At 63.2% G+C, this 24469-nt stretch carries 29 protein-coding genes; 13 read left to right on the top strand and 16 right to left on the bottom strand.

The features are described from left to right. Window positions 1-54 precede the first annotated feature (54 nt). The gene (locus AC07U1_RS18340; RefSeq protein ID WP_495178016.1) at window positions 55-1176 is read left to right on the top strand and encodes an AraC family transcriptional regulator; all 1122 of its coding nucleotides are present in this window, start codon (window positions 55-57) and stop codon (window positions 1174-1176) included. A gap of 103 nt (window positions 1177-1279) precedes the next feature. Here the strand turns inward: AC07U1_RS18340 and AC07U1_RS18335 are convergent, their stop codons facing one another. Then, a complete protein-coding gene (locus AC07U1_RS18335) occupies window positions 1280-2161 on the bottom strand; it encodes an NAD(P)H-hydrate dehydratase (RefSeq protein WP_495178017.1) in 882 nt (293 codons plus the stop codon). Continuing rightward, window positions 2154-2915 carry a histidine phosphatase family protein gene (locus AC07U1_RS18330; protein WP_495178018.1) on the bottom strand — a complete coding sequence of 254 codons (762 nt, stop codon included), beginning with the start codon at window positions 2913-2915 and terminating at the stop codon, window positions 2154-2156. Before AC07U1_RS18330 ends, AC07U1_RS18335 begins: the two co-directional genes overlap by 8 nt. 112 nt (window positions 2916-3027) lie before the next feature. On the opposite strand from AC07U1_RS18330, the gene AC07U1_RS18325 reads away from it, so the two are divergent. The 4 genes from AC07U1_RS18325 to AC07U1_RS18310 all read left to right on the top strand — a co-directional run bounded on the left by AC07U1_RS18325 (window position 3028) and on the right by AC07U1_RS18310 (window position 6187). After that, the gene (locus tag AC07U1_RS18325) at window positions 3028-3705 is read left to right on the top strand and encodes an MgtC/SapB family protein (RefSeq protein ID WP_495178019.1); all 678 of its coding nucleotides are present in this window, start codon (window positions 3028-3030) and stop codon (window positions 3703-3705) included. 148 nt (window positions 3706-3853) lie between these two features. Beyond that, window positions 3854-4219 (top strand): hypothetical protein, encoded by a 366-nt coding sequence (locus AC07U1_RS18320; RefSeq protein WP_495178020.1) that lies wholly within the window; start codon window positions 3854-3856, stop codon window positions 4217-4219. After that, complete coding sequence (locus tag AC07U1_RS18315; RefSeq protein WP_495178021.1) at window positions 4126-5160, top strand: cation efflux transmembrane domain-containing protein; 1035 nt, start codon at window positions 4126-4128, stop codon at window positions 5158-5160. The genes AC07U1_RS18320 and AC07U1_RS18315 overlap by 94 nt, the downstream gene beginning before the upstream one ends. A gap of 199 nt (window positions 5161-5359) precedes the next feature. Beyond that, window positions 5360-6187, top strand: a complete 828-nt coding sequence (locus AC07U1_RS18310; protein WP_495178470.1) for an SDR family oxidoreductase — start codon at window positions 5360-5362, stop codon at window positions 6185-6187. A 100-nt stretch (window positions 6188-6287) separates the two neighbouring features. Here AC07U1_RS18310 and AC07U1_RS18305 read toward each other — a convergent pair whose 3' ends face one another. Genes AC07U1_RS18305 through AC07U1_RS18295 form a run of 3 tightly spaced genes read right to left on the bottom strand, consistent with a single transcriptional unit; the run spans window position 6288 to window position 9311 of the window. Continuing rightward, window positions 6288-7364, bottom strand: coding sequence for a sensor histidine kinase (locus tag AC07U1_RS18305; RefSeq protein WP_495178022.1), 1077 nt, complete (start codon window positions 7362-7364; stop codon window positions 6288-6290). Window positions 7365-7369: 5 nt separating this feature from the next. Continuing rightward, complete coding sequence (locus AC07U1_RS18300) at window positions 7370-7816, bottom strand: response regulator (protein ID WP_495178023.1); 447 nt, start codon at window positions 7814-7816, stop codon at window positions 7370-7372. Continuing rightward, a complete protein-coding gene (locus AC07U1_RS18295; protein ID WP_495178024.1) occupies window positions 7809-9311 on the bottom strand; it encodes a sensor histidine kinase in 1503 nt (500 codons plus the stop codon). Before AC07U1_RS18295 ends, AC07U1_RS18300 begins: the two co-directional genes overlap by 8 nt. Before the next feature lie 569 nt (window positions 9312-9880). Here AC07U1_RS18295 and AC07U1_RS18290 point away from each other — a divergent pair. Beyond that, window positions 9881-11806, top strand: coding sequence for an AsmA family protein (locus tag AC07U1_RS18290; RefSeq protein WP_495178025.1), 1926 nt, complete (start codon window positions 9881-9883; stop codon window positions 11804-11806). A gap of 404 nt (window positions 11807-12210) precedes the next feature. Then, a complete protein-coding gene (locus tag AC07U1_RS18285; protein ID WP_084758193.1) occupies window positions 12211-12342 on the top strand; it encodes an entericidin A/B family lipoprotein in 132 nt (43 codons plus the stop codon). A gap of 52 nt (window positions 12343-12394) precedes the next feature. Here AC07U1_RS18285 and AC07U1_RS18280 read toward each other — a convergent pair whose 3' ends face one another. Together AC07U1_RS18280 and AC07U1_RS18275 are read right to left on the bottom strand one after the other, a co-directional pair. Next, the gene (locus tag AC07U1_RS18280; protein WP_495178026.1) at window positions 12395-13573 is read right to left on the bottom strand and encodes a sensor histidine kinase; all 1179 of its coding nucleotides are present in this window, start codon (window positions 13571-13573) and stop codon (window positions 12395-12397) included. Between the two features lie 69 nt (window positions 13574-13642). After that, window positions 13643-14056, bottom strand: coding sequence for a response regulator (locus tag AC07U1_RS18275; protein WP_495197771.1), 414 nt, complete (start codon window positions 14054-14056; stop codon window positions 13643-13645). A 168-nt stretch (window positions 14057-14224) separates the two neighbouring features. On the opposite strand from AC07U1_RS18275, the gene AC07U1_RS18270 reads away from it, so the two are divergent. Next, window positions 14225-14839, top strand: coding sequence for a DUF1989 domain-containing protein (locus AC07U1_RS18270; protein ID WP_495178028.1), 615 nt, complete (start codon window positions 14225-14227; stop codon window positions 14837-14839). Between the two features lie 131 nt (window positions 14840-14970). On the opposite strand, the gene AC07U1_RS18265 is transcribed toward AC07U1_RS18270, so the two are convergent. The 8 genes from AC07U1_RS18265 to AC07U1_RS18230 form a co-directional block, all read right to left on the bottom strand. Further along, entirely contained in the window at window positions 14971-15627 is a 657-nt protein-coding gene (locus tag AC07U1_RS18265; protein ID WP_495178029.1) for a DUF6766 family protein, read from the bottom strand. After that, window positions 15614-16237 carry a PRC-barrel domain-containing protein gene (locus tag AC07U1_RS18260; protein ID WP_495178030.1) on the bottom strand — a complete coding sequence of 208 codons (624 nt, stop codon included), beginning with the start codon at window positions 16235-16237 and terminating at the stop codon, window positions 15614-15616. The genes AC07U1_RS18265 and AC07U1_RS18260 overlap by 14 nt, the downstream gene beginning before the upstream one ends. Window positions 16238-16316: 79 nt before the next feature. After that, the gene (locus AC07U1_RS18255) at window positions 16317-16814 is read right to left on the bottom strand and encodes a hypothetical protein (RefSeq protein ID WP_495178031.1); all 498 of its coding nucleotides are present in this window, start codon (window positions 16812-16814) and stop codon (window positions 16317-16319) included. Beyond that, window positions 16807-17001: a hypothetical protein gene (locus AC07U1_RS18250; RefSeq protein ID WP_084758192.1), complete on the bottom strand. Its 195-nt coding sequence runs from the start codon at window positions 16999-17001 to the stop codon at window positions 16807-16809. Before AC07U1_RS18250 ends, AC07U1_RS18255 begins: the two co-directional genes overlap by 8 nt. Continuing rightward, window positions 16998-17747 carry a Crp/Fnr family transcriptional regulator gene (locus AC07U1_RS18245; RefSeq protein ID WP_495178032.1) on the bottom strand — a complete coding sequence of 250 codons (750 nt, stop codon included), beginning with the start codon at window positions 17745-17747 and terminating at the stop codon, window positions 16998-17000. Before AC07U1_RS18245 ends, AC07U1_RS18250 begins: the two co-directional genes overlap by 4 nt. A 186-nt stretch (window positions 17748-17933) precedes the next feature. Beyond that, window positions 17934-18491 (bottom strand): hemerythrin domain-containing protein, encoded by a 558-nt coding sequence (locus AC07U1_RS18240; RefSeq protein WP_495178033.1) that lies wholly within the window; start codon window positions 18489-18491, stop codon window positions 17934-17936. 285 nt (window positions 18492-18776) lie between these two features. Continuing rightward, window positions 18777-19496 carry a guanitoxin biosynthesis heme-dependent pre-guanitoxin N-hydroxylase GntA gene (gene gntA / locus AC07U1_RS18235; RefSeq protein ID WP_495178034.1) on the bottom strand — a complete coding sequence of 240 codons (720 nt, stop codon included), beginning with the start codon at window positions 19494-19496 and terminating at the stop codon, window positions 18777-18779. A 96-nt stretch (window positions 19497-19592) separates the two neighbouring features. After that, window positions 19593-20552: a cation diffusion facilitator family transporter gene (locus AC07U1_RS18230; protein WP_495178035.1), complete on the bottom strand. Its 960-nt coding sequence runs from the start codon at window positions 20550-20552 to the stop codon at window positions 19593-19595. A gap of 159 nt (window positions 20553-20711) precedes the next feature. Between AC07U1_RS18230 and AC07U1_RS18225 the strand changes: the two genes are divergently transcribed. The 5 genes from AC07U1_RS18225 (at window position 20712) to AC07U1_RS18205 (ending at window position 22862) form a co-directional block, all read left to right on the top strand. Then, window positions 20712-21002: a hypothetical protein gene (locus tag AC07U1_RS18225; RefSeq protein WP_495178036.1), complete on the top strand. Its 291-nt coding sequence runs from the start codon at window positions 20712-20714 to the stop codon at window positions 21000-21002. Window positions 21003-21037: 35 nt separating this feature from the next. Beyond that, complete coding sequence (locus AC07U1_RS18220) at window positions 21038-21355, top strand: hypothetical protein (RefSeq protein ID WP_495178037.1); 318 nt, start codon at window positions 21038-21040, stop codon at window positions 21353-21355. A 386-nt stretch (window positions 21356-21741) separates the two neighbouring features. Continuing rightward, entirely contained in the window at window positions 21742-22263 is a 522-nt protein-coding gene (locus AC07U1_RS18215; RefSeq protein ID WP_495178038.1) for a lipocalin family protein, read from the top strand. A gap of 164 nt (window positions 22264-22427) precedes the next feature. After that, entirely contained in the window at window positions 22428-22580 is a 153-nt protein-coding gene (locus AC07U1_RS18210) for a hypothetical protein (protein ID WP_166939471.1), read from the top strand. Window positions 22581-22667: 87 nt separating this feature from the next. Next, window positions 22668-22862, top strand: a complete 195-nt coding sequence (locus tag AC07U1_RS18205) for a DUF3606 domain-containing protein (protein ID WP_495178039.1) — start codon at window positions 22668-22670, stop codon at window positions 22860-22862. A 159-nt stretch (window positions 22863-23021) separates the two neighbouring features. On the opposite strand, the gene AC07U1_RS18200 is transcribed toward AC07U1_RS18205, so the two are convergent. Then, on the bottom strand, window positions 23022-24359 hold the full coding sequence (locus AC07U1_RS18200; protein WP_495178040.1) for a glycine zipper 2TM domain-containing protein: 1338 nt from the start codon (window positions 24357-24359) through the stop codon (window positions 23022-23024). Window positions 24360-24469: the final 110 nt, after the last annotated feature.

The following is a 24469-nucleotide window of genomic DNA, read 5'->3' as shown; positions in this document are numbered from 1 at the left end:
ACTTTGCCGACTTGATGCCCTGCTTATGGTCTGCCAGAGAGGTTTGTAAGCGCCTTGACGGACATCGATGTGTCTTTAGCGGACAGCAGAAGGAGAGAGACGTTGTCGCCTGGCGATGTTCAAGCCGGCGGGGTGAGTGGCCGCAGTCGCGCAGGCTTTCCGTCGCTCAACCAGCGAATCTTCGCGCCATTCAAACTGGCAACGGTCATAGACGCCGTCGCCAGCCGCGGTATCGTGCCGGAAAGGGTCTTGGATCGAACCGGCTTGACGCCGGCCGAGGTTCGCGATCCGCACACGCTGACCTCGATCGGCCAGTATCTGGTCGCGTGCGAGAATATTGTCGCCGCCGGCGCCGAGTTCTCCGACGCGTTTGTGATCGGCTCGCGTCTCCACCTATCCGCTTATGGCATGTATGGCTACGCGCTGATGTGCTCGCCGACGATGCGCGAGTTCTTCGACTTCGCGGTGCGATATCAGCCTCTTGCCACTCCGACGGTGAGGCTCGGTTGGCGAACAGAAGGCGCGGTCGCGATCTGGCGATTCGAGGAAATCTATCGAGACGTGATGAGCAATGAGGTCCGGACATTCCTCGTTCGTCAGCAGATGAAAATGACCTTCACGCATATCCGGGACACCGCCGGGGCGGACAATCTGCCGATACGCGCGATATTCGCCTTGCCCGAAGACGGGCAAGCGCGTGCCGACGAAGATGCGCTGTCCTGCCCCTGTTCTTACGGACAGGAATCCAACGAGCTTCATTACCCGGTGGGAATTCTCGACCAGACACCCGAATTAGGGAACCGGCTGACGCGGACAATGCTCGAGGAGACTTGCGAACGGCTGATCGGGCAGTCGCGGATCGCGTCGGGGCTGTCCGGCGAAGTCTATCAACTGCTGCTTCTGGCACCCAATCAGTCCGCCTCGATGACATCGATCGCGGGCCAGTTGGGGCTACAGGAACGTACCCTGCGTCGCCGGCTGGCTTCTGAAGGAACCAGCTATGGAGAGATAGTGGATGATGTTCGTCGCAAGCTGGCGATCGAATATCTGCAGACCACCCGGATGAGCGTGGACGATGTCGCCTGGAAGGTCGGATTCAGTGACAGTGCGAACCTGCGCCGCGCCGTCAGACGGTGGACGGGGAAGACCATCAACGAAGTCCGCATGGCAAAATAGCGCGTCAACGGCTCTGCTCGAGGCTCGCTGTGGCGGGGCTGCGCCTTTTGGCCGCCTTCGTGCCTGGTGCAGGCGATGTACTACACACACAGGATTGAGATAGTCAGACGCCCCGCATCAAGCCGGGAACAAGCGGCGGCAGTTCGCGCGCCAGAAAGCCGAGCGATCCCATCGTCTCCGACAGGCGGCGCCCCGCCTCGCCGTGGAGCCAGATGCCCCACGCTGCCGCGTCGAGCGGAGAGAGTCCCTGGGCGCCAAGCGACGCGATCAGCCCCGCCAATATGTCACCCGATCCGCTGACCGCCAGACCAAGGCCGCCGCCCGCGTAACTCAGCGATGTGTCGCCGGCCATCAGGTGGCTGGTCGACCCCTTCACCATCACCGCGCAACCGAAGCGCTTGACGGCTTCAGCCAGGTTGCCGGCGGGATCGGCGGCAATTTCTTCACGCTCGACACCCAACAAGGCGGCCAGTTCGCCTTCGTGCGGCGTCATAACGATATGCGCGCCGCGCGCCCGAATTTCCTCGGCATGATCGCCCGCGGCGCGAAGCGCGACCGCGTCGAGCAGCAAGAACATGTCCTCGGGGAGCGCCGGCAAGAGTGCCGCAAGAAGCGATCCGACGATAGCCTCGTCGATCATCGCGGGCCCGAAAACGATCGCGTCGTGCAGTTTGAGTTCAGCAAGGAGCAACTCTGCGCTGTCCGGCGAGATTTCGCCGCTTTCTGTCTCGGGAAGAGCTACCACCGCGCAGGAAGGAAAAGCGATGCCGATCGGGATCGCGGCAGAGGCGATCGTCGCGATCGTGACCTTTCCCGCGCCGGCTCGAAAGGCAGCCTCGGCGGTCAGCAACATGCCGCCCGGCACCCGTCGACAGCCGCCGATGACAAGCACCCGGCCGCGGCCGTTCTTGTCGACATTGTCATGATGATCGGGAAGCGGATTGGCCTTCAGCCATGCCGTGTCCAGCCGCGCTTCCTCACCCACGCGCGGCCACCATCGCGTCGGGCTCGCGCGTCACGGCGACCTCGCCCTTCATCGGCGCGGTGACATTGTAGCGCGACAGCACCAGATTGCCGTCGCGGCCAATGCCGGGATCGAACCGATATTCGGTAATCGCGCAATTGGCGACGTCGCCTTCCCTGTCGATCGCCAGGATGTCCTTCTCCCCGAGATTTTCGATGATCGTGCGCAGGCAGAGCACCACGACCTGATGCGCGACGATCATCACGCGCCGCCCGCCATAGTGAAGTGACACCGTGTCGAGCAGCGACCGGAGCCGCAGGATCACGTCGCACCAGCTCTCGCCGCCCGGCGGGCGATGATAGAATTTGCCCAGCAATGTCCGGAATGCCGCCTGCTCGGGATGCGAGGCCTCGATGCCGACATGCGTCAGCCCGTCGAGGATGCCGAATTCCTTTTCGCGCAATCGCTCGTCGATGCAGATTTTCTCGTCGGCCGCGCAGCCGCCAGCGGCGCGGAAGATTTCGGCGGTCTGGACCGCGCGTACATAGGGCGAGGCAAGCATGATTTCGGGCCGTCCGTCTTCTTCGCCGTCCGCGAACCATTCGCCGAGCGCTTGCGACTGCTCCTCGCCGAGCCGGGACAAGGGCACATCGACATCGCGGTGATCGAGCGCAATGCGCAAGTCGCCAGCAGCATCGGCGGCATCGCGCGCGACATTACCCGCGCTCTGTCCGTGACGGACGACCCAAAGCGTTGATGGCCAGCGCGGTGTCATGTCGTTCCAACGCCGCGCCGCCAAACTCGTTGCGCCGACGCGAATTCGCCCGGGACCTGTTCAGTCGACGGAACCCAGCGGATAGCCTAACCGTAATTGCCCGGTGGAGACGATGGACCCTCAACTTCTCTGGCCGATCGCAGGTGCGATAGCGGCAGGCGCCATCATCGGCGCCGAACGCGAATATCGTGCCAGTCCCGCAGGCCTCCGTACGCATATCCTTGTCGCCCTCTCCTGCTGCCTGCTCATGCTCTCGGCCGTGCATCAGATGGCCTGGCTCAACGACGCGCCGGTCGAGGTCATCCGCATCGACCCCGTCCGCATGGCCCACGGCATATTGACCGGGATCGGCTTCCTTTGCGGCGGCGTCATCTTTCGCGAAGGCTTCAACGTCCGCGGTCTGACGACGGCCGCATCGCTCTGGACGACGGCAACGCTCGGCATGCTTTTCGGGATCGGTTTCTACGAACTCGCCATCTTCGGCGGCGTCGCAACGCTCGCGGTTCTCGCCGCGGTTGCCATCACCGAGCGCTATGCGCCGCAGCGCCGCGTCGCGCACGTCAACGCGAGCTACAGCCGCAGCGCGGACATGACCCTGTCGCGGTTTGCAGACGCGCTTGCCGCGACGGGGCTCAAATTCATCACGATCGACCAGAAACTGGACGGCGAAACGCAGACCTTCAGCGCCATTGCGAACGGCTATAGCGAGATCCGCGCCGAAGCGCTCGCCGCAAGCTGGTCGAACGACCCCGCCATAACCTCCTTTAATATCCGGCCGCAGCAGGCCTGAGATGCGGCGCCCCGGATTCTCAATGCCGATCGGGGTTCCGGCTGCAGGCCGCGGCGAGGACAAGCCACGGGCCGGATGGCGCATCGCCCTTTGCCTTCTGGCTCCCTCGCTCTTCCTTATATCCGGTTGCGATAAATTTCCGGCGGACATGGACGGCAGCCTCGCGACAATCGCGCAACGCAAGACATTTACCGTCGGTACGGCGGCTCCGCTCCCCTCAAGCGCCGAGCAGCTGGTTGCACGCCTCGAGAAAGCGACGGGCAGCAAGGCCCGGATCGTGACCGGCCCGCTCGAACCGCTGATCGCCGATCTGGAAGCCGGCAAACTCGATCTGATCGTCGCGCCCTTTCGGAAGGATAGTCCGCTTGTAGCAGACGTCTCGCTGTCCCCGCCGATCGCGCGCGCCGGCGAAGAGATCGAATGGCACGCCGCGATGGAGAATGGCGAGAACCGCTGGATCATGCTCGTCGAGACAGAGGCGCGCGGTGTCGCACCGCCGGGTGGTACCGAATGACCTCGCCCGACGGAACCCATGTCGATGCTCTGCCGCCGGGCTTGCGCGAGACGCTTCGCCGTGCGGAGCGCCTTGAATGGTGGAACATAGTCTGGACGATCTCGATCATCGCGGTGATGGGGCTCGTCCTCGGCCAGAGTCAGACCATGAAGACCGCATGGATCGAGGACACCCTCGGCCTCGTGCCGCCAATCGCCTTTCTCGTCGCCGCCCGCATGGAACGAAAGGGCACGAGGTCTCATAAATTCCCGTTCGGGTTCGAACGGGTCAACGGCCTCGGCTTCTTCCTCGCCGCGGTCGCGCTCGCCGGGACCGGCGCGCTCCTCCTCTGGGACGCCGCGATGACGCTCGTGAAAGCCGAGCATGTCACGGTCGGCTCGGTGCGTCTGTTCGGCCATGACATCTGGCTCGGCTGGCTCATGATCGCGGCGCAGATCTATGCCATGATCCCGCCGATGATCATCGGTCGCAAGGAGTTGCCGCTCGCCGAAGATCTTGCCGACAAGCTTCTTCATACCGACGCTTTGATGAACAAGGCGAACTGGATGACGGGGGCTGCGGGTGTCGCAGGCATTATCGGACTGGGTCTCGGATGGTGGTGGGCGGACTCGGTCGCGGCCGCAATCATATCGCTCGACATACTTCACGACGGCCTGACTGCGCTCCGCTCCTCGACCGCCGAGCTGGTCGATGGCGCGCCGCGCGCCCTCGCGAGCGCCAAACTGTCGGACGACGCCGAAGCGGTCCGGTCCCTGCTCGAAAAGCGCTATCCCGACGCGCGCATCCGCCTTCGCGAGACCGGCCGGCTGATCCGCGCCGAGGTCCATGGGTGTCATCCTCCGGAAGACTTCGACGGTGCCGCAAGCCATTGGCCGGGAGAAGCGGACCGGAGCTGGCGATTGGCACAGGTCAGCTTCGTACCCGACGGACCCAGGAGCTGATGACCGCCTGCAACCGCACCGCCGATCCATGCGTTCGAATTCTGGGGCCGACCGAAACAATCTTTCCGAACCTTGCAGAGAGAGAACCCCAATGGCGCGCGGACCGAAAGCCGGCAAGATCGGCGAAACCCCTTCCGAAAAGCGCGGCAAGCGCACCGCCGCAGCAAAGCTTCGCAAGGAGGTCGGCAGCGGCAAGACCATCGCCAAGCCGCCACAGGACAAGGAGGCGGGCCTCGAGCGCGGGCCCAAATGGGAACCGCGTTACACAGGGTCCGATCGCCTGAAAGACAAGGTGGCGATCGTGACCGGCGGCGATAGCGGCATCGGACGGGCGGTGTGCGCCCTGTACGCGCGCGAGGGCGCCGACATCGCAGTCGTGTATCACAGCAACAGGAGCGATGCCGAGGACACGGCCGAGATCGTATCGGGCGAAGGCCGGCGGGCGATCATCATCAAAGCCGATGTCGGCAAGACGAGCGCGGGCAAGAAGATCGTCGAGAAGACCATCGCGAAGTTCGGCCGTCTCGACATCCTCGTAAACAACGCCGGCGAGCAGCACCCGGCCGAGGACATTCGCGACATTTCGCCCGAACAGCTTCAACGCACATTCGCGACCAATATCTTCGGGATGTTCTATCTCGTGCAGGCCGCGCTGCCGCATCTCAAGAAAGGCGCCGCCATCGTCAACTGTACGAGCGTGACGATGTACCAGGGTAGCGGCGGCCTCCTCGATTACAGCGCGACCAAAGGCGCAATCACGGCCTTCACCCGGTCGCTCAGCGAAAATCTCATCGAAAAGGGCATTCGGGTCAACGGCGTCGCGCCGGGCCCGATCTGGACTCCGCTCAACCCGCGCGGCGGGGCTCCCGCGAAGAAAGTCGCCACGTTCGGGGAAAGCACACCCATGAAAAGGCCCGGCGAACCCAATGAGGTCGCGCCCTGTTTCCTTTTCCTCGCCTGCGACGACAGCAGCTACATGTCTGGCCAGGTCCTCCACCCCAATGGCGGGACGATCGTCAACGGCTAGCGGCGGCCGTTTGCGGACTGACCGCTATCGGATTCAGACCTTCACGGGCTCTTCCAAAGGAAATTCCATGCGTCCCTGCCGATAGAGGACCAATCGACGCTTATTCCTCTGAAGTCCGGCGCAGGTCCTTCGCCTGCACCTTCAATGTCATCGAGGCGCGCATTCCGGGACGCGCTCCCGTATCGTTGGCGACGCAATATCGAACATCCGCTTTGTTGGTTCGCGCCAATGCATCGATCAGTTTCGTACCGAGGCCTGTCCCATGGACGGTGCCGTTTGCTGGCATGCCGGGGCCGTCATCCTCGACGCTCAGTTCGATTTCCTTGTCCCCCGTTTGGCGGAGACACAGGCGAATCTCCCCATCCTCGCCGTCTCCATAGGCATATTTGCAAGCGTTACTGACCCATTCGTTGGCGATCATGCCGAGCGCCACTGCCTTGTCGGTAGACAACCGGATCGGATCGACCTCCGGTACGACCGTGCGCCGCGCACTGCCGGTCGACCAGGTCGAGCCGATATCGTCGGCGAGCCCGGTCAGGTAATCGTCCATTGCGACGAATTCGACGTCGTCGGTAGTGTAGAGACGCCGGTTTACCTGCGCGATCGTCGCAATGCGCTGCTGCGTCTTCTGGAGTGCTTCGCGTGCACCCGCGTCCGCAAGGCCCTTCGACTGCAGCGCAATAAAGGACATGACCATCTGAAGATTGTTGGCGACGCGGTGGTTCACCTCCTTGAGCATAGCCTCGAGCCGCGCATTGCTGGCACGCAGTTCGGTCTCGGCCAGCTCACGCGCGCGGCGAAGCTGCGCACGCTCAAGAACCTGCGCGAACGTGCTATCGAGCAGATCGAAAAATTCTTCACCGACCGTTTTCGCGACATAATCGTCTGCGCCAGCTTTCAGGGCCGCAACCGCGATCCGGCTTTCTTCCGAACCTGTGACATAGACAATCGGCGGGCAATCCCGCAGCGCGCGCAGCGCCTCGATCGTCGCGAGACCGTCCTGTCCGGGCATGTAATGATCGACGGCGACGAGATCGAATTGCGTCGTCTGCGCCATTGCGACGCCCTCGCCGCCGCTGGCGGCAAGGCTGACCTCAAAGCCTTTTCGCGCGAGCGCACGCGAAACGAGGCGCCTGATGCCCTCGTCGTCGTCGATGTAGAGAATATGTGGTGGCACGCGTCTCAGACGGGGTCGGGGTCGGGAACCTGGATCACCGACAGGAAAAGGCCAAGCTGGCGGATCGCATCGGCGAAGCTCTCATAATTCACCGGCTTAGTGATGTAGACGTTACAGCCCAGATCGTAGCAACGCTGAATCTCGACCTTGTCGTCGGTCGTCGTCAGCACCACGACCGGCGTGCGGCGAAGCGGACTGTCGTCAGCTTTCAACTTTGCGAGAATATCGGTGCCGCTCATATCGGGCAGGTTCAGGTCGAGCAGGACGAGCGCGGGCCCGTTGCGTACAGGACCATCCTTTCCGTCATAAAGGAAGTCGAGCGCCGAGGTGCCGTCGAGAAAATGATGGATGGTGTTCGAGATGCCGGCGCGGCGGATATTCTTCTCGATCAGCCGGGCATGGCCTTCATCATCCTCGATCATCACGATATTGACTGGCTGTTGGTCAGGCATCTTCATTCCCGGTTGTCCATTCGATCGGCAGGATCAAACGAAAGGTCGATCCTTCGTTCAACGCCGACTGCAATTCTATAAATCCGCCGAGGCGATATGCCAGCGCACGGGCATGCGCAAGCCCGATGCCCTCGCCCGGCTGGTCCTGAACCCCGGAGCGGCGGAACAGATCGAACACCCGATCATGGTCGCGCGGATCGATGCCCCGTCCATTGTCTGTAACCGTCACAACTGCGCGGCCGTGATCCATCTCCCCGCTTATGCTGATCAGGCCCGGTCTTCCGGGCAGGAGGTATTTCAGGGCGTTCTCGACAAGGTTCGAGAGGATCTGCTCGACCGCTACGCGGTCGTTCACAACCGTCGGCAGTGGAGCGACGTCGACCTTTGTTCCAGTCTCGTCGATCCGGTGCTGCAGGCTGTCGATAATGCCTTTGACAACGGATGTCAGATCAAGCGCCTCGGGCGTTAGCGTCCGCCGGCCCTGCCGCGACAGGTTGAGAATAGCATTGATCAGCCGGTCCATCTTCTGCGTCGAACTGCGGATAAAGCCGATCGCTTCTGGCAGATCCTCCTCGATCGCGAGGCGCGTTTCCTTGTTGGGGGGCTGCCAGCCATCAGCATCGCTCTTCGCGAGATAGCCCGTGATTGCCTTGCGCGCCGTCTCGAGCTCGGCAGTAAAACCCATGACGTTCACGAGCGGCGAGCGCAGGTCGTGCGAGACGATATAGGCAAAGCGCTGGATTTCGTTATTGGCGCGCTGGAGCTCGGACGTGCGCGCGTCGACGAGATATTCCAGCCCGAGGTTCAGGCTGTGAAGTTCCTCCCGCGACTTCCTGAGCTCGATCAGATTGCGGCGGACGAGCCAGAGCGTGACCGCTGCGACGACAAGAATCAGCAGTCCGGTGGCGATCAGGATCACACTGAACAGACCCTGCGTGCGCTTCTGGTTCGCTTCGCGCGCCCGCAACAGCGCGAGTTCGTCATTCACCATTTCGCTCACGACATCTCGCGCCGCCCGGACATTCGCAACGGCCGGATCGTTTGTGAAATCAGCCAGCATGCGCTCGCGCGCCGCGCCGCTGATCCCGACAGACTGGCGGTAATTACGGCTGTACGCGTCGAGCAGGGCGCGAAGGCGCTTCACGCGTGCCTTCTGCTCGGGATTGTCGGCGATCAGCTTGTCGAGTTCTCCAAGTTGGGTGCGCGCGCCGCGCTCGGATTGCGCGACCAGGTCGGTGAACAAGGGATTGCCCGTAAGGAGCAATCCCCGGCGCGCGGTTTCCATGCGCTCGTTCGCACTCGCAAATGATCCGAGGCTTGCCTCGACCGCGAGCGTGTGCGCAACCATGCGCGCGTCTCCCTCATTCTGTCGCTGCACCCAGAAGGCGGCAACCGCCGCCGCGAGCAAGGCAACGAAGCCGACAGAGAGCAACAAGATGATGAGACGGTTGGCGCGGGTGTCGCGCCCGAGCGACGCCAGCTTTACTGAATCCATGAAATATCCGCGTCCTCGTTCGATCTGCGATGACTGTGAAAGGCTTCATGCCCGTCCTCGGCGAAGCCTGCAAGCGAGGCGCCGCCCCCCCCGGGCCGCGACATGGACGCCTTCGCCAGTTTCCAGAAGGCCGAGGCGAGATATATCAGCGCGGTTGCCGAAAATAACGAAGACCATCGACATTCCGAAAAGGCCAAGCTCGGGTCTCGATGACGTGGTCAATGTCGCTTCGCCTGCTTGAAGACAGGTTTCTGTATTCGTCCGCGAGCAGACAGGCAGCCTCTGGTTTCAAACGTTTGCAGGTGGAACTATCGGCTTCGATCAGACTGCTCCGATGCAGCACCGCGCACTGCCGACGGCAAGAACAATATGTCGGAAGAGGGTGCCGCGACGAGATCATGCGCGGGTCGAACGCATCCCCCCTCGTCGCAGCGCTGCTCGCGTAGCGCGGCAGCATTGGTCACACACTAACCTGGATCAAGTCTCCTCGCGTTAGATGTGGGCTACGCACAGGAACGTTTCGCGACGAACGGGATTTGAAGATCGGCAAGCAGGGAGAATGACGGCGAATGGCGACAGCAGACACTCCGCGCGGTCGCTTTCCCAAAAAGGCAAAAATCGCCGTCGGGGCCATCGTCGTCGCAATCCTCGCCGTGGTGCTTGCGGCCGCCGCTTTTCCCGTTGGCCTGTTGAAGGGCGTCGCCGAGCGCCGTCTCTCGGCCGAGTTCGGCGCGCCGGTCACGATCGGCGCGCTGTCACGAACGAGCATCTTTTCCTTCACCCCCGAGATCGTCGTGAACGACCTGCGGATCGCACAACCGGCATGGGCCGGCAAAGGCGACTTCCTGAAAATCGTCCGCGCCAGCGCGCACCTGTCGATCTTCGATGTCATGACCGGCAACGGCCATCCGCGGTCGATCATCGTCACGGGCCTCGATGTCGCGCTCATGCGCGACGCCAAAGGCAACAGCAATTGGGCGGGACGCGCCGACAAGAAATCGTCGCCGGGCACTGATGCGCCATCACTAGATCGCCTGCTGATCGACAAGGGCCGTTTCACGCTGCGCGATGCGAAGCGCCGACTCGACATAGCGGGCACGATCACCGCCAACGGCGCCACCGGCCTCGCGGTCGACGCCGCGGGCAGCTTCGACGGAGCGCCCGCTCGCCTCACGGCGCGCGGCAAGCCGGTAACGGGTCAAGGCACAAGCGATGCCTGGCCCTTTTCTGCAAACCTCGCCTCCGCTGTTCTCGACGTCACCGCAACCGGCACAACCGCCGGCCCGCTCAACTTCCGCGACATGACGATGAAGATGACGGCAAGGGGCACCAGCCTCAAGAAGCTCGACCAAGTCATCGAGGCCGGCCTGTTCGGAACGCAGGATATCGATCTCGCCGGTTCGGTGCGCCACGTCGGCGAGGACTGGTTCATCGACCGGCTGAACGGCACGATCGGCCGCTCGCGGATCAACGCAAAAGCGACGGTCCTGAAACGCGACGGCCGCATGAAGATCGATGCGACGATCGATGCGCCGCAGTTCGATTTCGACGATCTCGCCGACGATGCGGGGCTCGCTGCAGCGCGCGCCAAAGAGGCCCGGATCGGCAAGCGCGTCATTCCCGACACGCGGATCGATCTCAGCCGGATGGGACCGACCGACGGCATCATCCGCTTCTCCATCGCCCGGCTCCTCGTCGAGGGCGGATCGGCCTTCCGTAGCCTGAAGGGCAATCTCACGCTCGATCACCGTGTCCTCAAGCTCGAGAATGCCGTCGCCAAGCTCGACTCCGGGCGCATGACCGGCTGGGTGAAGGTCGATTCAACGAAGCCCATGCCGGCCTTCTCCACCGAGCTTCGGGTCGAGGGCGCGCTGCTGGAAACCTTGGTCGGTCAGCCCGACATGATCCGTGGCGCGGTGCAGGGCCTCGTCCGGATTACGGGCCGCGGGACGACGATCCGCGAGGCTTTCAGCAACGGCACTGGCAAAATCGCCTTTACCGCCAGCCGCGGCTCGATGAACCGGGCCGCCGCCTTCGTGCTCGGCCAGGATCTGGGCGGTGCCATCGGCCAGAAGCTCGGCGACGATGATGCGATGACCCCGCTCACCTGCGCGATCCTTGCCTTCGATGCCAAAAATGGCGTTCTTCGTCCCGCGCCGTTCCTGATCGCGACCGCCGTATCGCGCGGCAGCGGCCGCGGCCAGATCAACCTCGATGGCGAAACGGTGGCGCTGACGGTGGTGGGTGCGTCTAAAGACAAGCCTGTCCTGAAGCTCGTCGACCCGTTGCAGGTCGGAGGCACCTTCTCGGCCCCCTCGATCACCGTCGACAGCCAGCCGACAAAGGGCAAGGGTTCCGGCAAGGGCATCATCGGATCGATCGGCCGTTCGATCGGCAGTGCTCTGGGCCTGCGAAAGGACGACGGCAAAAAAGCCGAAGTTCCGCCTCCTTCGGCGGTCAATTGCAAGGCGCTGACGCAGGCAGCGTTGCGCTAGTCCGGACCGCGCACGCGCGGCCCGGTAGAAAGCGTTCAATCCTTCATGTTTTGAAGCTCGGCGTAGATACGCGGATATGCCCAAGCCGTTCCATTCACGCGAAATTTTCCGGCGGCCCGGAAAAATCGCCGCACGGGGAGATGATCGGCCGCCGGTCAGGGCGTGCAGGGTTTTTGCAGACCGGCCGACCGGCGGGTCGGCAACGAACCTCGAAAAATATCTGCTGCTTGCAAAGCGAGGCTTTCCGAGGGTGACAGTCCCGGTGTTTCCCGGTTGCAAGCCTCGCCGATCTGTCGGCCTATTCGAACGTCCTGGCTCCGGGTAGCAGAACCCGCGGAACAATTCGCTCCAGAGACCGTAATCCCCGGCAGAGGGCAATTTGCCTTCGCTGTCGGAGAAAGTGAATGAAGAAGCTTCTGACAATATTCGCAATCAGTTCGATGCTGGTTCTTTCGGCCTGCAATACGGTCAAGGGCGCCGGACGGGATGTCGAATCCGCCGGAGACTGTGTCGACGGCGTCAAAGGCAACTGTTGAGCCGCCAGCCAAGGTTTAGCGCGGCCCAGGCTTTCAGGAGCGACATGCTATGTCAGGTCGCCGCGAGCCTCATGCGAAACGCAAAGCTCGTTTCGGTCGGCGAAGACTGTACTGTGAGACTGCCGCCATGCGCCTTGGCGATCGTCGAGGCGATATAGAGGCCGAGGCCGAGGCTTCCGCTTGCGTGCGATTCTGCGCCCTGTTCGAAGGGCTGGAACAATGTTTCGCGCACCTGCATCGGGATCTCGGGGCGATTGTTCGTGACCGACAAGGTGAATTCGTCGTCGCTTTCGCGGCACGCGACGACGACCGGCGTCCCCTGCTCGCCATGCGTTAGCGCATTACCGACGAGATTGGACACGAGCTGGCCGATCCGCTGGGCGTCGCACATCAGCGGCGTAACGGAATCGCAATGCAAGACGATCTCTCGGTCCGGATGGGCAATCGCCAGTTCGTTTACGATCTGCGTCATGATCGCTTCCGCAGACTCGGCCTTGAAGCGGAGCGGCAAATCGCCGACCAGCCGTCCGCGCGCGAAATCGAGGATATTGCCGACCATGGCATTCATGCGGTCGATCGTCGCCTGCATAGCCGACATGATGAATTCGGCCCGCTTCTGGTCAGGCGCCCGCTTCATCAAGGAAAGCCCGGCCTCGAGTGCCGCCAGCGGATTGCGAAGATCGTGGCCCAGTACGGCGATGAACTGCTCGCGCTGGATTCCGGTCTGGCGCTCGCGACCCAGATCCGCCTGCGTTTCGGACAGCTGCTGCCCCATGCCCAGATGAAAGCCGATCAGGTCGGCGAACATCCGGAAGATGTTGCCCACCTCGGGCCGGTCAAGATCGCGCGGTTCGGGATCGATCGCACAAAGCGTTCCGAAAAAACGCCCGTCGCGAAGGACGATCGGAAAGGAGATATAGCTGCGGAACCCGTAATGGGCGGGGGTATGGTGGTTGCGGTAGACAGCGTCCCTCGCGACGTCGGGTATGACCACGGCCTGCCGGCTGTCACGTATCTCATGGCAGATCGTGGTCTCGAGCCTCAACTCGCCGCCCGGTTCGAGGCCGAATGCAATGTCGTCCTTGACGCTGCACGCGACCCAGTGCGCTTCGGTAACGCGGGCAATGGCGGCAAAGCCCATCCCCGTTACGCGGCACACGGTATCGAGGATGGCAGGCACGACATCGATCGCGCGGATCGCTTCGACACTGCTGGCCGGGTCGATTTCCACTCATCCTCCGCCGTTCAGTGCGCTGTGGTCTCGCTGTAAATGGACCTAGACGTCAGCAGGGCGGCGGCGTCACTGGAGCGCAAGGATTTTGGCGGTAAGGTCGTTCGCGCTATAGGGTTTGCGCAGGAACTGCCCTTGCGGCGGGAGCGAGGTTTCGCTCACGCGCACACCGCCCGAGGTTACGAGTATCTTGATATCGGGCCATCGCTCGCGGATGCAGGTCGCGAGCTCCAGCCCGTCCATCGAACCGGGCATCTCGATATCGGTAAAGACGATGCCAATCTCGGAACTCCGCTCGAGCAAGACCATGGCCTCGTCGGCATCGGACGCTTTGAGAACGATATATCCCTCGTCTTCGATGATGCCGAGAGCCATCATCAAAATCAGCGGATCGTCCTCCACGACGAGTATATGGGAGACCGGCATCAAATTCTCCTTGCGGCCCAAAACCGCAAAGCCGGATCGGCACCTCATGTGCCCCATATGGCACAGACAGGGAAGCAACGCGCGGGATCGCGATTCGTCCCACGGTTCGTCCGATATTGTCTCTCCCGACCCACTTTCGTTTCCGTTCGCAGCTTTCGACGTCGCCATCCGTATAAAGGACGACGGATCCGCCTTTCGTACGACTCCCATCAAGGGCTCCAATCAATGATTCAACACATCGCGCCGCGCAGCGGCACCGCCTTTTCCTTGCGCGAGGGCGATATCTTGCGGGTGATCGATCCCGAAGGCGGCCAGGTGAGCGACCTGCTCGCCTTCATGCAGGGCGATGTCCGCGAAGCGCTCTCGAACGGCCGCACCTTCGATTATGAAGAGACGATCCGGCTCACGACGGGGAACCGGCTCTGGTCCAACCGATCGAACCCGATGCTCGAAATCGTCGAGGACGGCGTCGGCACGCATGACTTTCTTCTGACGCCGTGCAGCGAGGCGACGTTCCGCCATTTCTATGCCGACAAGCCGGTGCACCGCGGCTGCTTCGGCAACCTCGCCGAGGCCCTCGCCCCTTTTGGAATCGGCGAAGACGCCATTCCGGTTGCCTTCAACATCTTCATGAATGTCCCGGTGGATGGGAAGGGAAAGCTCCAGGTGTTGCCGCCACCCACCGCACCTGGCGACTATATCCGGATGCGTGCTCTGAGCGATCTGGTGATCGGCCTGACCGCCTGTTCGGCTTACGACAGCTGCGGAGGCAGTTTCAAACCGATCCATTATGAGATCGAGAGCCAGGCCGGCACAGCTGCTGCGACCGGCGACCTTTAAAGACCGGCGCCCGCGATGTGAGGCCTGCGATGGAATGCCGGCCGCCACACCTTGTCGGCGAATGCCCGTTGCGATGGCCTCGGTTCTGATCGCCGCCCGCCGGCCGATCTCTCTTGCTTCCCGTCACATCGTCAGTCGCCGGTGTGCGCATGCGAAGCCGCAACCGCCTTCGATTCGGGAGATTCCTTCTGACGCAGAAAGATCGAAAGCAGCACGAGCACGGCGGTCGACAGAAATTCGCTTTGCCAGTTCTGGAAGGATTCAAACCACAGTTGCGGATCGCCAAGATAGGCGATCGTCGACAGCGCGGCCTCGCCATGGTCCTTCGCCTCGATAGCCGCAGCGCGCGCGCTTTGCGTCCAGTGCATCACGAAGGAGAAAAGAAAGAGCAGGAACAATGCGATGCCGAGCGAACGGGCATAGAGCGCACGTGCGAGGCGACCTTTGCGCAAGATGGCCGGCGCGCCCGGCTTCGATGCCTGCGCCGCGAGGTCGGCGTCGCGCGGCGGGCTGTCGGGGTCCTTCGATTCCGACGAGCCGCGCTGGATGAGCATGGCGGTCAGCACGACATAGGCCGACATCTGCAGGAATTCGCTCTCCCAATTCTCGAACACGCTCGACAGAAATTCCGGGCTTTGCGTGTAATTCATCAGCGACATTGCTGCCCGGCCATGATGCGACGCGTCCGCAGTCGCCACATGCCAGCCGGTCAGCCACTGACCGACGATGGTGGCACCAAAGAGCAGCAGCAAAACGACAGTGAGGCTGTTGTTCCTAAACAGTCGCATGCACATCCTCCTTGTCGACGGCGGAACGCCGCGAAGCTTCCGATTTCCGGCGATCCGCACCCGGCACACGCGCTGGCCACTCGCCCGCGCCAAGCTCTGGGCGACGTTCGAACTGCGATTTCGTCTCCAGGAGAATGAGCCCGTCGGCATGGCAGTCGACGCTAGCGAGCGGGACGGGGCGCAGCGTCTCCTCGATCCCCCCAAGGCCGCCGCTCGCAACGACGATATAGCTGACCCGCCCGGTTTCGCATTCGATCATCGCATCGACCGAGGATCCGACGGTCTCTCCGCGCATATCGCTCACCGGCAGGCCCGACAGGCTGGTGGCGGAAAACAGGCTCGAACCAGGGCTTTTCCGGCTGGACCTCGATGCCGACCGCGCTCCATCCTCATAGCCGCGCTGCCGCCCGAGCCATCGCCACACGCCGACAAGATTGACGAGGGTCAGGAAGACATTGGTCGCAACCAGATTGGTCTGACCGGATCCGAGGCCGACGAGCGACCAGCCGATCGAGCCGACCGTGAAGACGACGAACCCCCAGCCGGTGACACGCGCGCCGAGATTGGCGGCGGTCATCATCGCGGCAATCATCGTGGCGACCGGCGCCACCAGCCCAGCAATCTGTTCCAGCCCGTTATCCTTTCGACATGATCGTCATCGCCGCATCCTCGCGGCGCATCGGCGCCAATCAACGCGCCCGCGAGCGCCCTGTTCGACCTGGCTTCCTTTCCGCAACCTTCAACCGGCGGACATTGGCCCGCACCTGACCGCGTACGGGCGCCAGGCTCGCCGAACCGAGCCTTGCACCGGCCTCCACGGAGCGTAACGCGAGAACGGCACTGCGCTGGCCGAGGTCGGCGAGTTCGGCGACGGTGGGTGGTCGTCCGCGCATGGCCATGACGCCAAGGTGCTGCAGATATTTCATCCACAGCGATCCATTGTCCCACCAGACGGTGGCGATCGCGGAGCCGGCAAGCGCGAAGGCTTCCATCTTTTCGGGGATCATGCGCCCGAGCTCGGCATGATCGGCGGTCCAGGGCGATACAAGGGCCTCGCCGACGATCGCGCTGCGCGCCGCGACGACGCGGCTCGCGCCGTCGAGCGTTTCGGCGGCGTGCCGGCCCGTGGCGTGCATCGAATGGCCGGCCGAGAGATAGCGGCTCCACTGGCCGAACGGGTCAAACATCGCCGTTCGCCCTCTGTGCTTCGGCGATCGCCGCCGCGTCGATCAGGCTTTGGCCGGTCCGCGCCGCAGCATCGGCGGTCATCGTCTTGGCGATCCCGTCGGGCCCGTCGAGGAAAACAAGCCCCCCTTCGGCGCTGGCGATGCCGGGTTCGGTTTCGGGCTCGAGTCCGGCTGGGATGGATCTCATGATTTTGGCCTTTGGCGGGAGGAGAGATGCTCGACGTCGTGGTTGTTGTAGAGATAGGCGGGGTTGAACTGGCCGCGCGCCGCCAGACCGGCCGGATCGAGGATTTCGACGAGCGACGAACGGAAGATGCATAATTTCTCTTCGCGAAGCTGACGCATCACGCGGTTCACATGCACCGTCGTGAGCCCGCAGATTTCGGCGAGGTCGGCCTGCGTCAGCCCGAGCGCGAACCTTCGTCCGTCGCTGAGTCCGGCCGAAAACAGCCTTGCGTTCGTCTCGCAGAGGAAGTGGGCAACGCGCCCGGTGGCGTCGAGCCGCCCGAGACGAAAAAGCCAGGCGCGATGAATCGCCGCATCGAGCAATGTCGCGAACCAGAGCTTGCGGACGAGCTGCGGCATTTCCTCGGCGATCGCCTCGAGCTCGGCGTGGGGCACGATTGCGACCGTCGCGGGGGTCAGCGTCGCCACATCGTGATCGAGCACCTTGAGCGGGAAAGCGTGAAGATCGAGAAAATCGCCCGGAAGGTGGATCGCGACCAACTGCCGGAGTCCGTTCCGGTCGTCGAGATAGCGCGACATGATGCCTTCGACGAGCAATGTGCTCTGATCGAGCGGCTCGCCTGCACGCGCGATGATCTTGCGTGCAGCGAAGGTCTTCACCTCGCTGATCGCCGCCTCGAGCCGCGTGCGTTCGGCGGTATCGAGGCTTGCGCCGCGTTTGTCTCTCAGGAAACGTTCGGTGAACATGTCTGACGATCCTCGTTCGGTTTCGGGAAGCATCAGCGGAAGGCCTGTGCTCCCTCGCAACGACCGATATGCGCGAGCGTTGCATCGGGCACCAGCGCATTCATCATGACGGAGATTCGGTTCGCCGCGGCGACCCGCGGGCCGCTCGCTGAAGAGGCGGTCCAACGGGTCGGGCATCGGGGCCGGTTACTTACCGGCCGCAGCCATCAGTTCGGCCTTTCGCGCAGCGAGCTGAACGCCCAGCGCCTTCAGGTCGAGATCGCTGTCGCGCGCCTCGGGGAACATTTCCTCTTCTTCTTCCTCGACATGATGATCGATATATTCGCCGAGCACGATGACCTTGGCGTCGAACAGACGGTCGCCGGCCTTCATCGCCTGGATTTCCGCGATCAACTGCTTCGCGCTGCCATGCTCGACCTCGGCTTCGTCGAAGAGGGCATCGTCGTCGACCGCCGGTCGCGCGGCGGGATAGAAGATTTCCTCCTCGATCTGCGCGTGAACGGTGAGCGCGAGGCAAATTTTGTCGGCGAGCGCCTGCTTGTCGCCCTTCGCCTCGAGTTTTTCATATTCCTTGAACCAGGCCTTCACTTCCTTGTGATCGGCCTTGAGCAGCTTGATCGCGTCGGCAGGGTGCTGCGCGGAAGGGCCGGGCTTGCCGTTGCCCTTCGCTTTCGATGCGCGCTCGGATTGTTTTCCGGCGCCGCTCGAAGCGGCTTTCCGGGAGGCGGATTTGGTTGCAGCCATGATGATTATCCTGTGACGAGGAGCGGAATGTCCCCGTTCAACGAACGAACGCCGGGCGCGGGCAATCGTCGCGCCGCGCGCGCGATTATTAACCTCGCTCAATCTCTTTTGCCGCCGTGCGGACAATCGTCATGGTCCGGATTGCGCTTTGCACGCGCAGGGCGAGGTCATTACCCGAACCTCGGACGGTGCCTCGGCGCAATGCCCATCGGTGGCCGCGATGGCAAATTGCAGACAGTCGACCGTCGCTGACGACAAACCGCGCTGCGGACCGCGCCCATTAGATCAGTCGCCGCGGCCGACCAGGACATTTCGTGGTGCAGGTACGCCGCTCCGCCCCGCGAAAGGACAGACCCAGTCGTTGCCGACCGCCCGTCCCGAATATTGGCGCGCCTCCGACATGGTGCCATGGCGCGCGAGCATCGGATTGACGTCGCCGGCGAGCGCGATATCGCGCGCCAGAATCGTGCTGCGCATCTTGTCATAGACCCCGCTCGCGCGAAGCTGTTCGAACTGGTCGTGCAGGTTGAAGACCAGCGCCGGCCGCTCGAAGCGCCGCGCCGGACGGCTCGCGCGCGGGTGAAGACCGACGACGAAAAAGGCCTCGCCGCCAAAGCTCAGCGAGAAATGCGGGTCGCCGGGATCGGCGCTGACCCGCGGGTCGGCGATCTGGCCGTGGAAGTCGTCCTTCCGGGTCAGCGATTCGAGACGCTCCCACAGGCAGCGTTCGAACCCTTCCTCATCGAGCCCGCTATCCTCCTCGAACACGACCGCGAGCGAATGAAAGAGGCTCGGTTCGCGCGCGTAGGTCCAGGCCAGATCGAGCAGGTTGGGATAGATGCGCAGGTCGTCCCACGCCGACCGCATGTCGCGGCCGACGACGATCCGTATCTGCCCCTTGGCGAGGGCGGATTTGGCACCAACGCAAGGAAAAGCCGGATCGCGCACGAAGGCGTCGAAGCGGCGGGCCAGCGGGTGGTCGCGATCGTCGGTGGGTTGCAGCATGACCGGTAAACCACTGAGAGGGTGGCCAGTTGCGCCCGACTAACTTCGGTTATAGCGATTTGCAGCAATTCGCGTGCCCGCCGATACGGGAAAATCTCAGTTGCGTCGCGGCGGCGGATACGCCACGGCATCGCTCTGTTTCTCGGGACGGATGTAGATCGAGTTGATCCGCGGTTCGGCCATCTTGAGTTCGGTCTCCATCTCCTCGATCAAGCTTTCCGCACGGCCCATCGAGAGAGCGTCGTCGAAGTCGGCGCTGACCGCGACGAAGACGGTGTCGGGCGACGTGTGGATCGTTCGCACATGGTTCACCGCCGTAATCTCGGGGCGGCGATCGACGAGGCGCCAGATCGCGGCGACCAGATCGGGATCGGCGCTCTCGCCGATCAGCAGCCCTTTGGCCTCGCGCGCGAGAAGGGCCGCGACGGCAGCCAGCACGCCGCCGATCGCAACCGACGCGATGCCGTCGATCCGTGCATCGCCGGTCCAGTGGCTCGCCCAGACACCCAGAGCGGCGATCGCAAGCCCGAGCAGCGCGGCGCTGTCTTCGAACAGCACGATGAAGCCTGCCGGGTCCTTCGAGCGTCTGATCGCTTCCCACCACCCCCGATCGCCTCGCGCAGTGTTGAATTCGCGAACCGCGATGCTCCACGACATGCCTTCGAGGAGGAAGGCGATGCCGAGCACCACATAGTTGATCGTCGGATCGCGCAGCGGCTCGGGGTCGAGGATATGGCTCCAGCCTTCATAGATCGACACCCCCGCGCCGATCGCGAAAATCAGGATCGCGACGACAAAGGCCCAGAAATAGAGTTCGCGCCCATAGCCGAAGGGGTGGAAGGCGTCGGCGGGCCGTTTTGCGCGTGACTGGCCATAGAGGAGCAGCAGCTGGTTCCCGCTGTCGACGAGCGAGTGGACCCCCTCGGTCAGCATCGAGGACGAGCCGCTGATGGCGGCGGCGATGAACTTGGCGATGGCGATGCCGAGATTGGCGATCAGCGCGCCGTAGAGCACGATATTCGCTTTCATGTGACGATAGGCGGACGCGCTCTGCATGATTTCTCCGGGGCATCGTCTGGGAAGAAGCCATGGCCCGGCGGTCGGTTCCGCGAGCACGCCGGGCCTTCTGCCGCCCATTCCACAAACGGACTGATCCAGATCAACCCGGCAACCTTGGCCGCAGCGCGCCGTTTCTTCCTCGAAGAGGAGAAGATCATGACCGCAGCAACCCATCAACCCGGAAAATCCTCGGGCATCGGCAAGATCATGAGCGTCGCCGTAATCGGCGCGCTCTATTGGTTCACCCGCAAGAAAGCACCGAAATTTCCGAAAAGCGATACGCATTCGGCGGCTTTCGCCGACAGCGAAACCGATGCTGAAAATTTCGACCAGACGCGTTCGGCCGGACCCGGCGGCATGCGCAGCGATGCGCGTCGCGCCTGGGACGGCGTCGATCAGGCGGCCGACGAATCCTTCCCCGCCAGCGATCCGCCCTCGACATATTGAGCGGCTGAACCTCCACAACCGAAAAGGAGATCGTCATGACCGATAAAGCTTCCACGCCGGGCTCGCTCCCGCCCGAGAATGCCGAGGACCGCGACAATGTCGGAACGGTTCGTCCCGGCGATTACCCGAAAGAGGAACGCGACGACGGCGATATTACCGGCGCCTCGAACCGTGGGCACCGCGCGAACAAGACCGGCAGCGGCCCGGTCACGGGCAGCGGTGCCGGCGCGGGCGGCGGTGGAAATCCGGAGGACTATGATTCGGATACACAGGCCGGCGGAGGCCATAAGCCGGTCCGCACCGACAATGGGCCGAGGACCGGAGCGGATGCTCCGCTTGGCGGGAGCCGCTGATTTGCCTGCATCGTGAGGGGCGCGGGCGCAAGGCCGCCCGCGCCCTTCCCTCTTCCGTCACTGCGCCTTCCGCCTGCCGTGCCGATGAGCGCCATGATCGCTTCCTGTGCCGGCCGGCGCGCAGGCCCGGCCGCTTCGGCGGCGCGATCGCGCGCCGCGCCGATACGCTCACGGCGTCCATCGACCTCATTTGGCCGGCCCGGCCGCTGCGCCGCCGCCTATGCTTCACAGTAGTATCGGCAGGTCGCTGGCACGCGGCCGGCGGTATCGTCGAGGCGGGAGGGTATTGCCCTCCTGGCCGTTCTTCCGGGTGCCGCGCCGACGGAACTATGTGGAAGGAACCGGACGCCGCTCGCGAAGTTTCCTCTTCCGAATGGAAAAAAATCGTGCATCACAATGAAAATACGTCCGTTGTCGCGGTGCCGAACATCGACCTCGCGCGATATTTGGGTCGCTGGTTCGAGATATGCCGCCTGCCTCTGAAATGGGAGGACGCGGCTGCCAGCGATATCACCGCCACCTACAGCCAGACCGCCGATGGTCGCATTCGGGTCGAGAACCGCTGCCTGGACAAGGACGGGAAGCCCGATCGGTCGATCGGGCTCGCGGTTCCCCAGGACGCCAGCAACGCGAAGCTCAAGGTCAGTTTTCTCCCCGAATATCTGCGATGGATTCCGTTCACGCAGGGCGATTACTGGGTTCTCGCGATTGACGCCGATTATACCGTCGCGCTCGTCGGAACACCCGACCGCGAGCATCTCTGGCTGATCGCGCGTACAGCCGCGCTGCCGAGCGAGGTCGTCGAGAATTATCTCGCCGTGGCGAAGACGCAGGGCTTCGACCTTGGCCGGCTGATCACCCCGCGCCAGTCCGGACATATGGTCTCCGATACCGCTTTCGAAGCATGACGGCCAAGGAGCGGACGGGGCCATCCAACGCGCGTATCCGGCGCGCGCCAGCCCCCGTTCAATCGTGATGATGCAGGTTAACTTCCGCGGACACGCCGGAACACGGCCATGGAGCGCCGCGTCTCTTTCATGCCCATTCCGGGCAACGATAGAGGAATTTCAAAATGGCGCAGGACAACAAAAGCTCATCGAGCGGCGGCAAGCAGCAAGGTGGTTCGTCCGACAAGGGCGGCCAGCAGCAGCAGAAGGACAGCAGCAGCGGCCAGCAGGGCGCGGGCAAGCAGAGCGACAAGAAGGATGACGGCAAGAAAAGCTGACATCTGATCAAGCTAAAAAAGCGGGCCGCGACATGCTTCGCGGCCCGCTTTTTCAAAGCCTCTCCACATGCGCGAGGACCACCAGCCATGACTGCCTGCACACACTCGGCACTCCCCGACGGCGGGGTCATCGACCGGAGTTCACCGGCCGCAATGCGGACATGGGTAAGCCTGCTCGGCGTTCACGAAGCCGAGATCATGATTGCGGTCGCGGTCGTCGGCCCCTTTCACAAGGCCGTCCGGCGCTATTTGCTCCGGCCCGCGACTCCCCTTCACCCATAGGGTGAAAACCGGAACTGGTCGCGGGCGCGCGGCAAATCTCGGGCCAGCAGGTTTTTCCCCTCACACGCAAAAACCCCGCGATCACGGCGGACACCATGATCGCGGGGAGGAGTTCATGACACTCGCCGAGCGGCTATTGCGCCGGCACGCCCGAGCCGATCAGTTGGGGTTGATACGCAGGCGAAGGTTCACGCGGTCGATGCGGGCCTGGAGATCGGCCATTTCGCGGTCCGACACATTGCCCATCGGGTCGTGGCGCATCTTTCCTTCGTCGCGGCGGATCGCCGTCAGCTCGCGCTGGACGCCTGCGGCGGTGCGACTGTCGATCCTGCGATCCGACCGCGCGGTGCGAACATATTGATCGAGGTCCGAAAGCTGCGACTGGATCGAGCGGCCTTCGCCGTATCCACCGGAATAAGCTGTGCTGCGGGCAGTAGAAATCCAGCGGCCGCGATTGTCATAATAGCCGCTCGTCGCACCGGCATTCCAGCGGCCATTGGCATCATAATATCCGGGCTGCGGATCGGCGACCCACATGCCGCTGGCATCGCGGCGGCCGCTTGCGACCCCCGCCATCCATCGCCCTTTCGCGTCATAATGGCCGACGGTCGCCCCGGCGACCCAGCGTCCGCGTCGGTCGTAGTAGCCGCTCGCTGCGCCGCCGACCCACTGGTCCTTGTCGTCATAATAGCCGGTCGATGAAGCGGGTACCCACCGGTCCCGGCTATCGTAGCTGCCGTTCGCATTGCCGTCTCCGCTGTGCGGAACCCAGTTGCGATATTCGTCATAATGACCGTTCGGGCTCCCGTTCACCCAGAGATTGTTGCGGTCGTAATATCCGGTGGCGCGGCCGCGTGACGAAGCATTTGCGTGCCAGGCTCCCTGCGCGTCATAATAGCCATAGGCGTCGGCGCGGCGATTGCCGGACGTGTTACCGGCGTCTGCAACCCAGCGCCCGCGATTATCGTATCGACCGGTCGTCGTGCCTGCGACCCATTTGTCGTTGCGATCGTAATAACCGTTCGCCGAGGCCGGAATCCATTCTCCGCCAGACTGATAGTCGCCCTCGCCGCGATTGGAGCCGGTATAGGCGATCCAGCGACCGTCATCGCCATAGCGGCCATTGGGCGGTCCTTCGAACCACGTCCCTTCGCGATCATAATAGCCGCGAGCCTCGGACGAGCTGATACCCGATGCGTGCCAACGGCCTTCCTGATCATAATAGCCATAAGCGTCGCGGCAATCGCGACCCGGTTTGGCAACCTGATTGGCGAGGATCGCGCCGCCGACCGCACCGATCACGGTGCCGAGCCGCTTGTCGCCTTTCCCCGCGACGACATTGCCAAGGACGCCGCCAGCGCCAGCGCCGGCAACCGTTGCAACGACGCGCGTCGAGCGCTGCTGCTCGCAGCTCGCCTGCGACTGGGTGCGCGCCGAAACCGCGGACGGCACGAGGGCGATTGCGGCGATACTCGCCGCGAACATGAATTTGCGCATTCTGGAAGACTCCTGGACCGGCGGTAGCCGCTCTCAAGACCCTAACACCGGATCGGAATAATTGTTCCGGTATGATTCAGAATTAGAAGAAATGTTACGTTATATGTCAA

This window comes from Sphingopyxis sp. GW821-FHT02C12, assembly GCF_059421785.1.
This window is presented reverse-complemented; position numbering and strand designations above follow the sequence as displayed.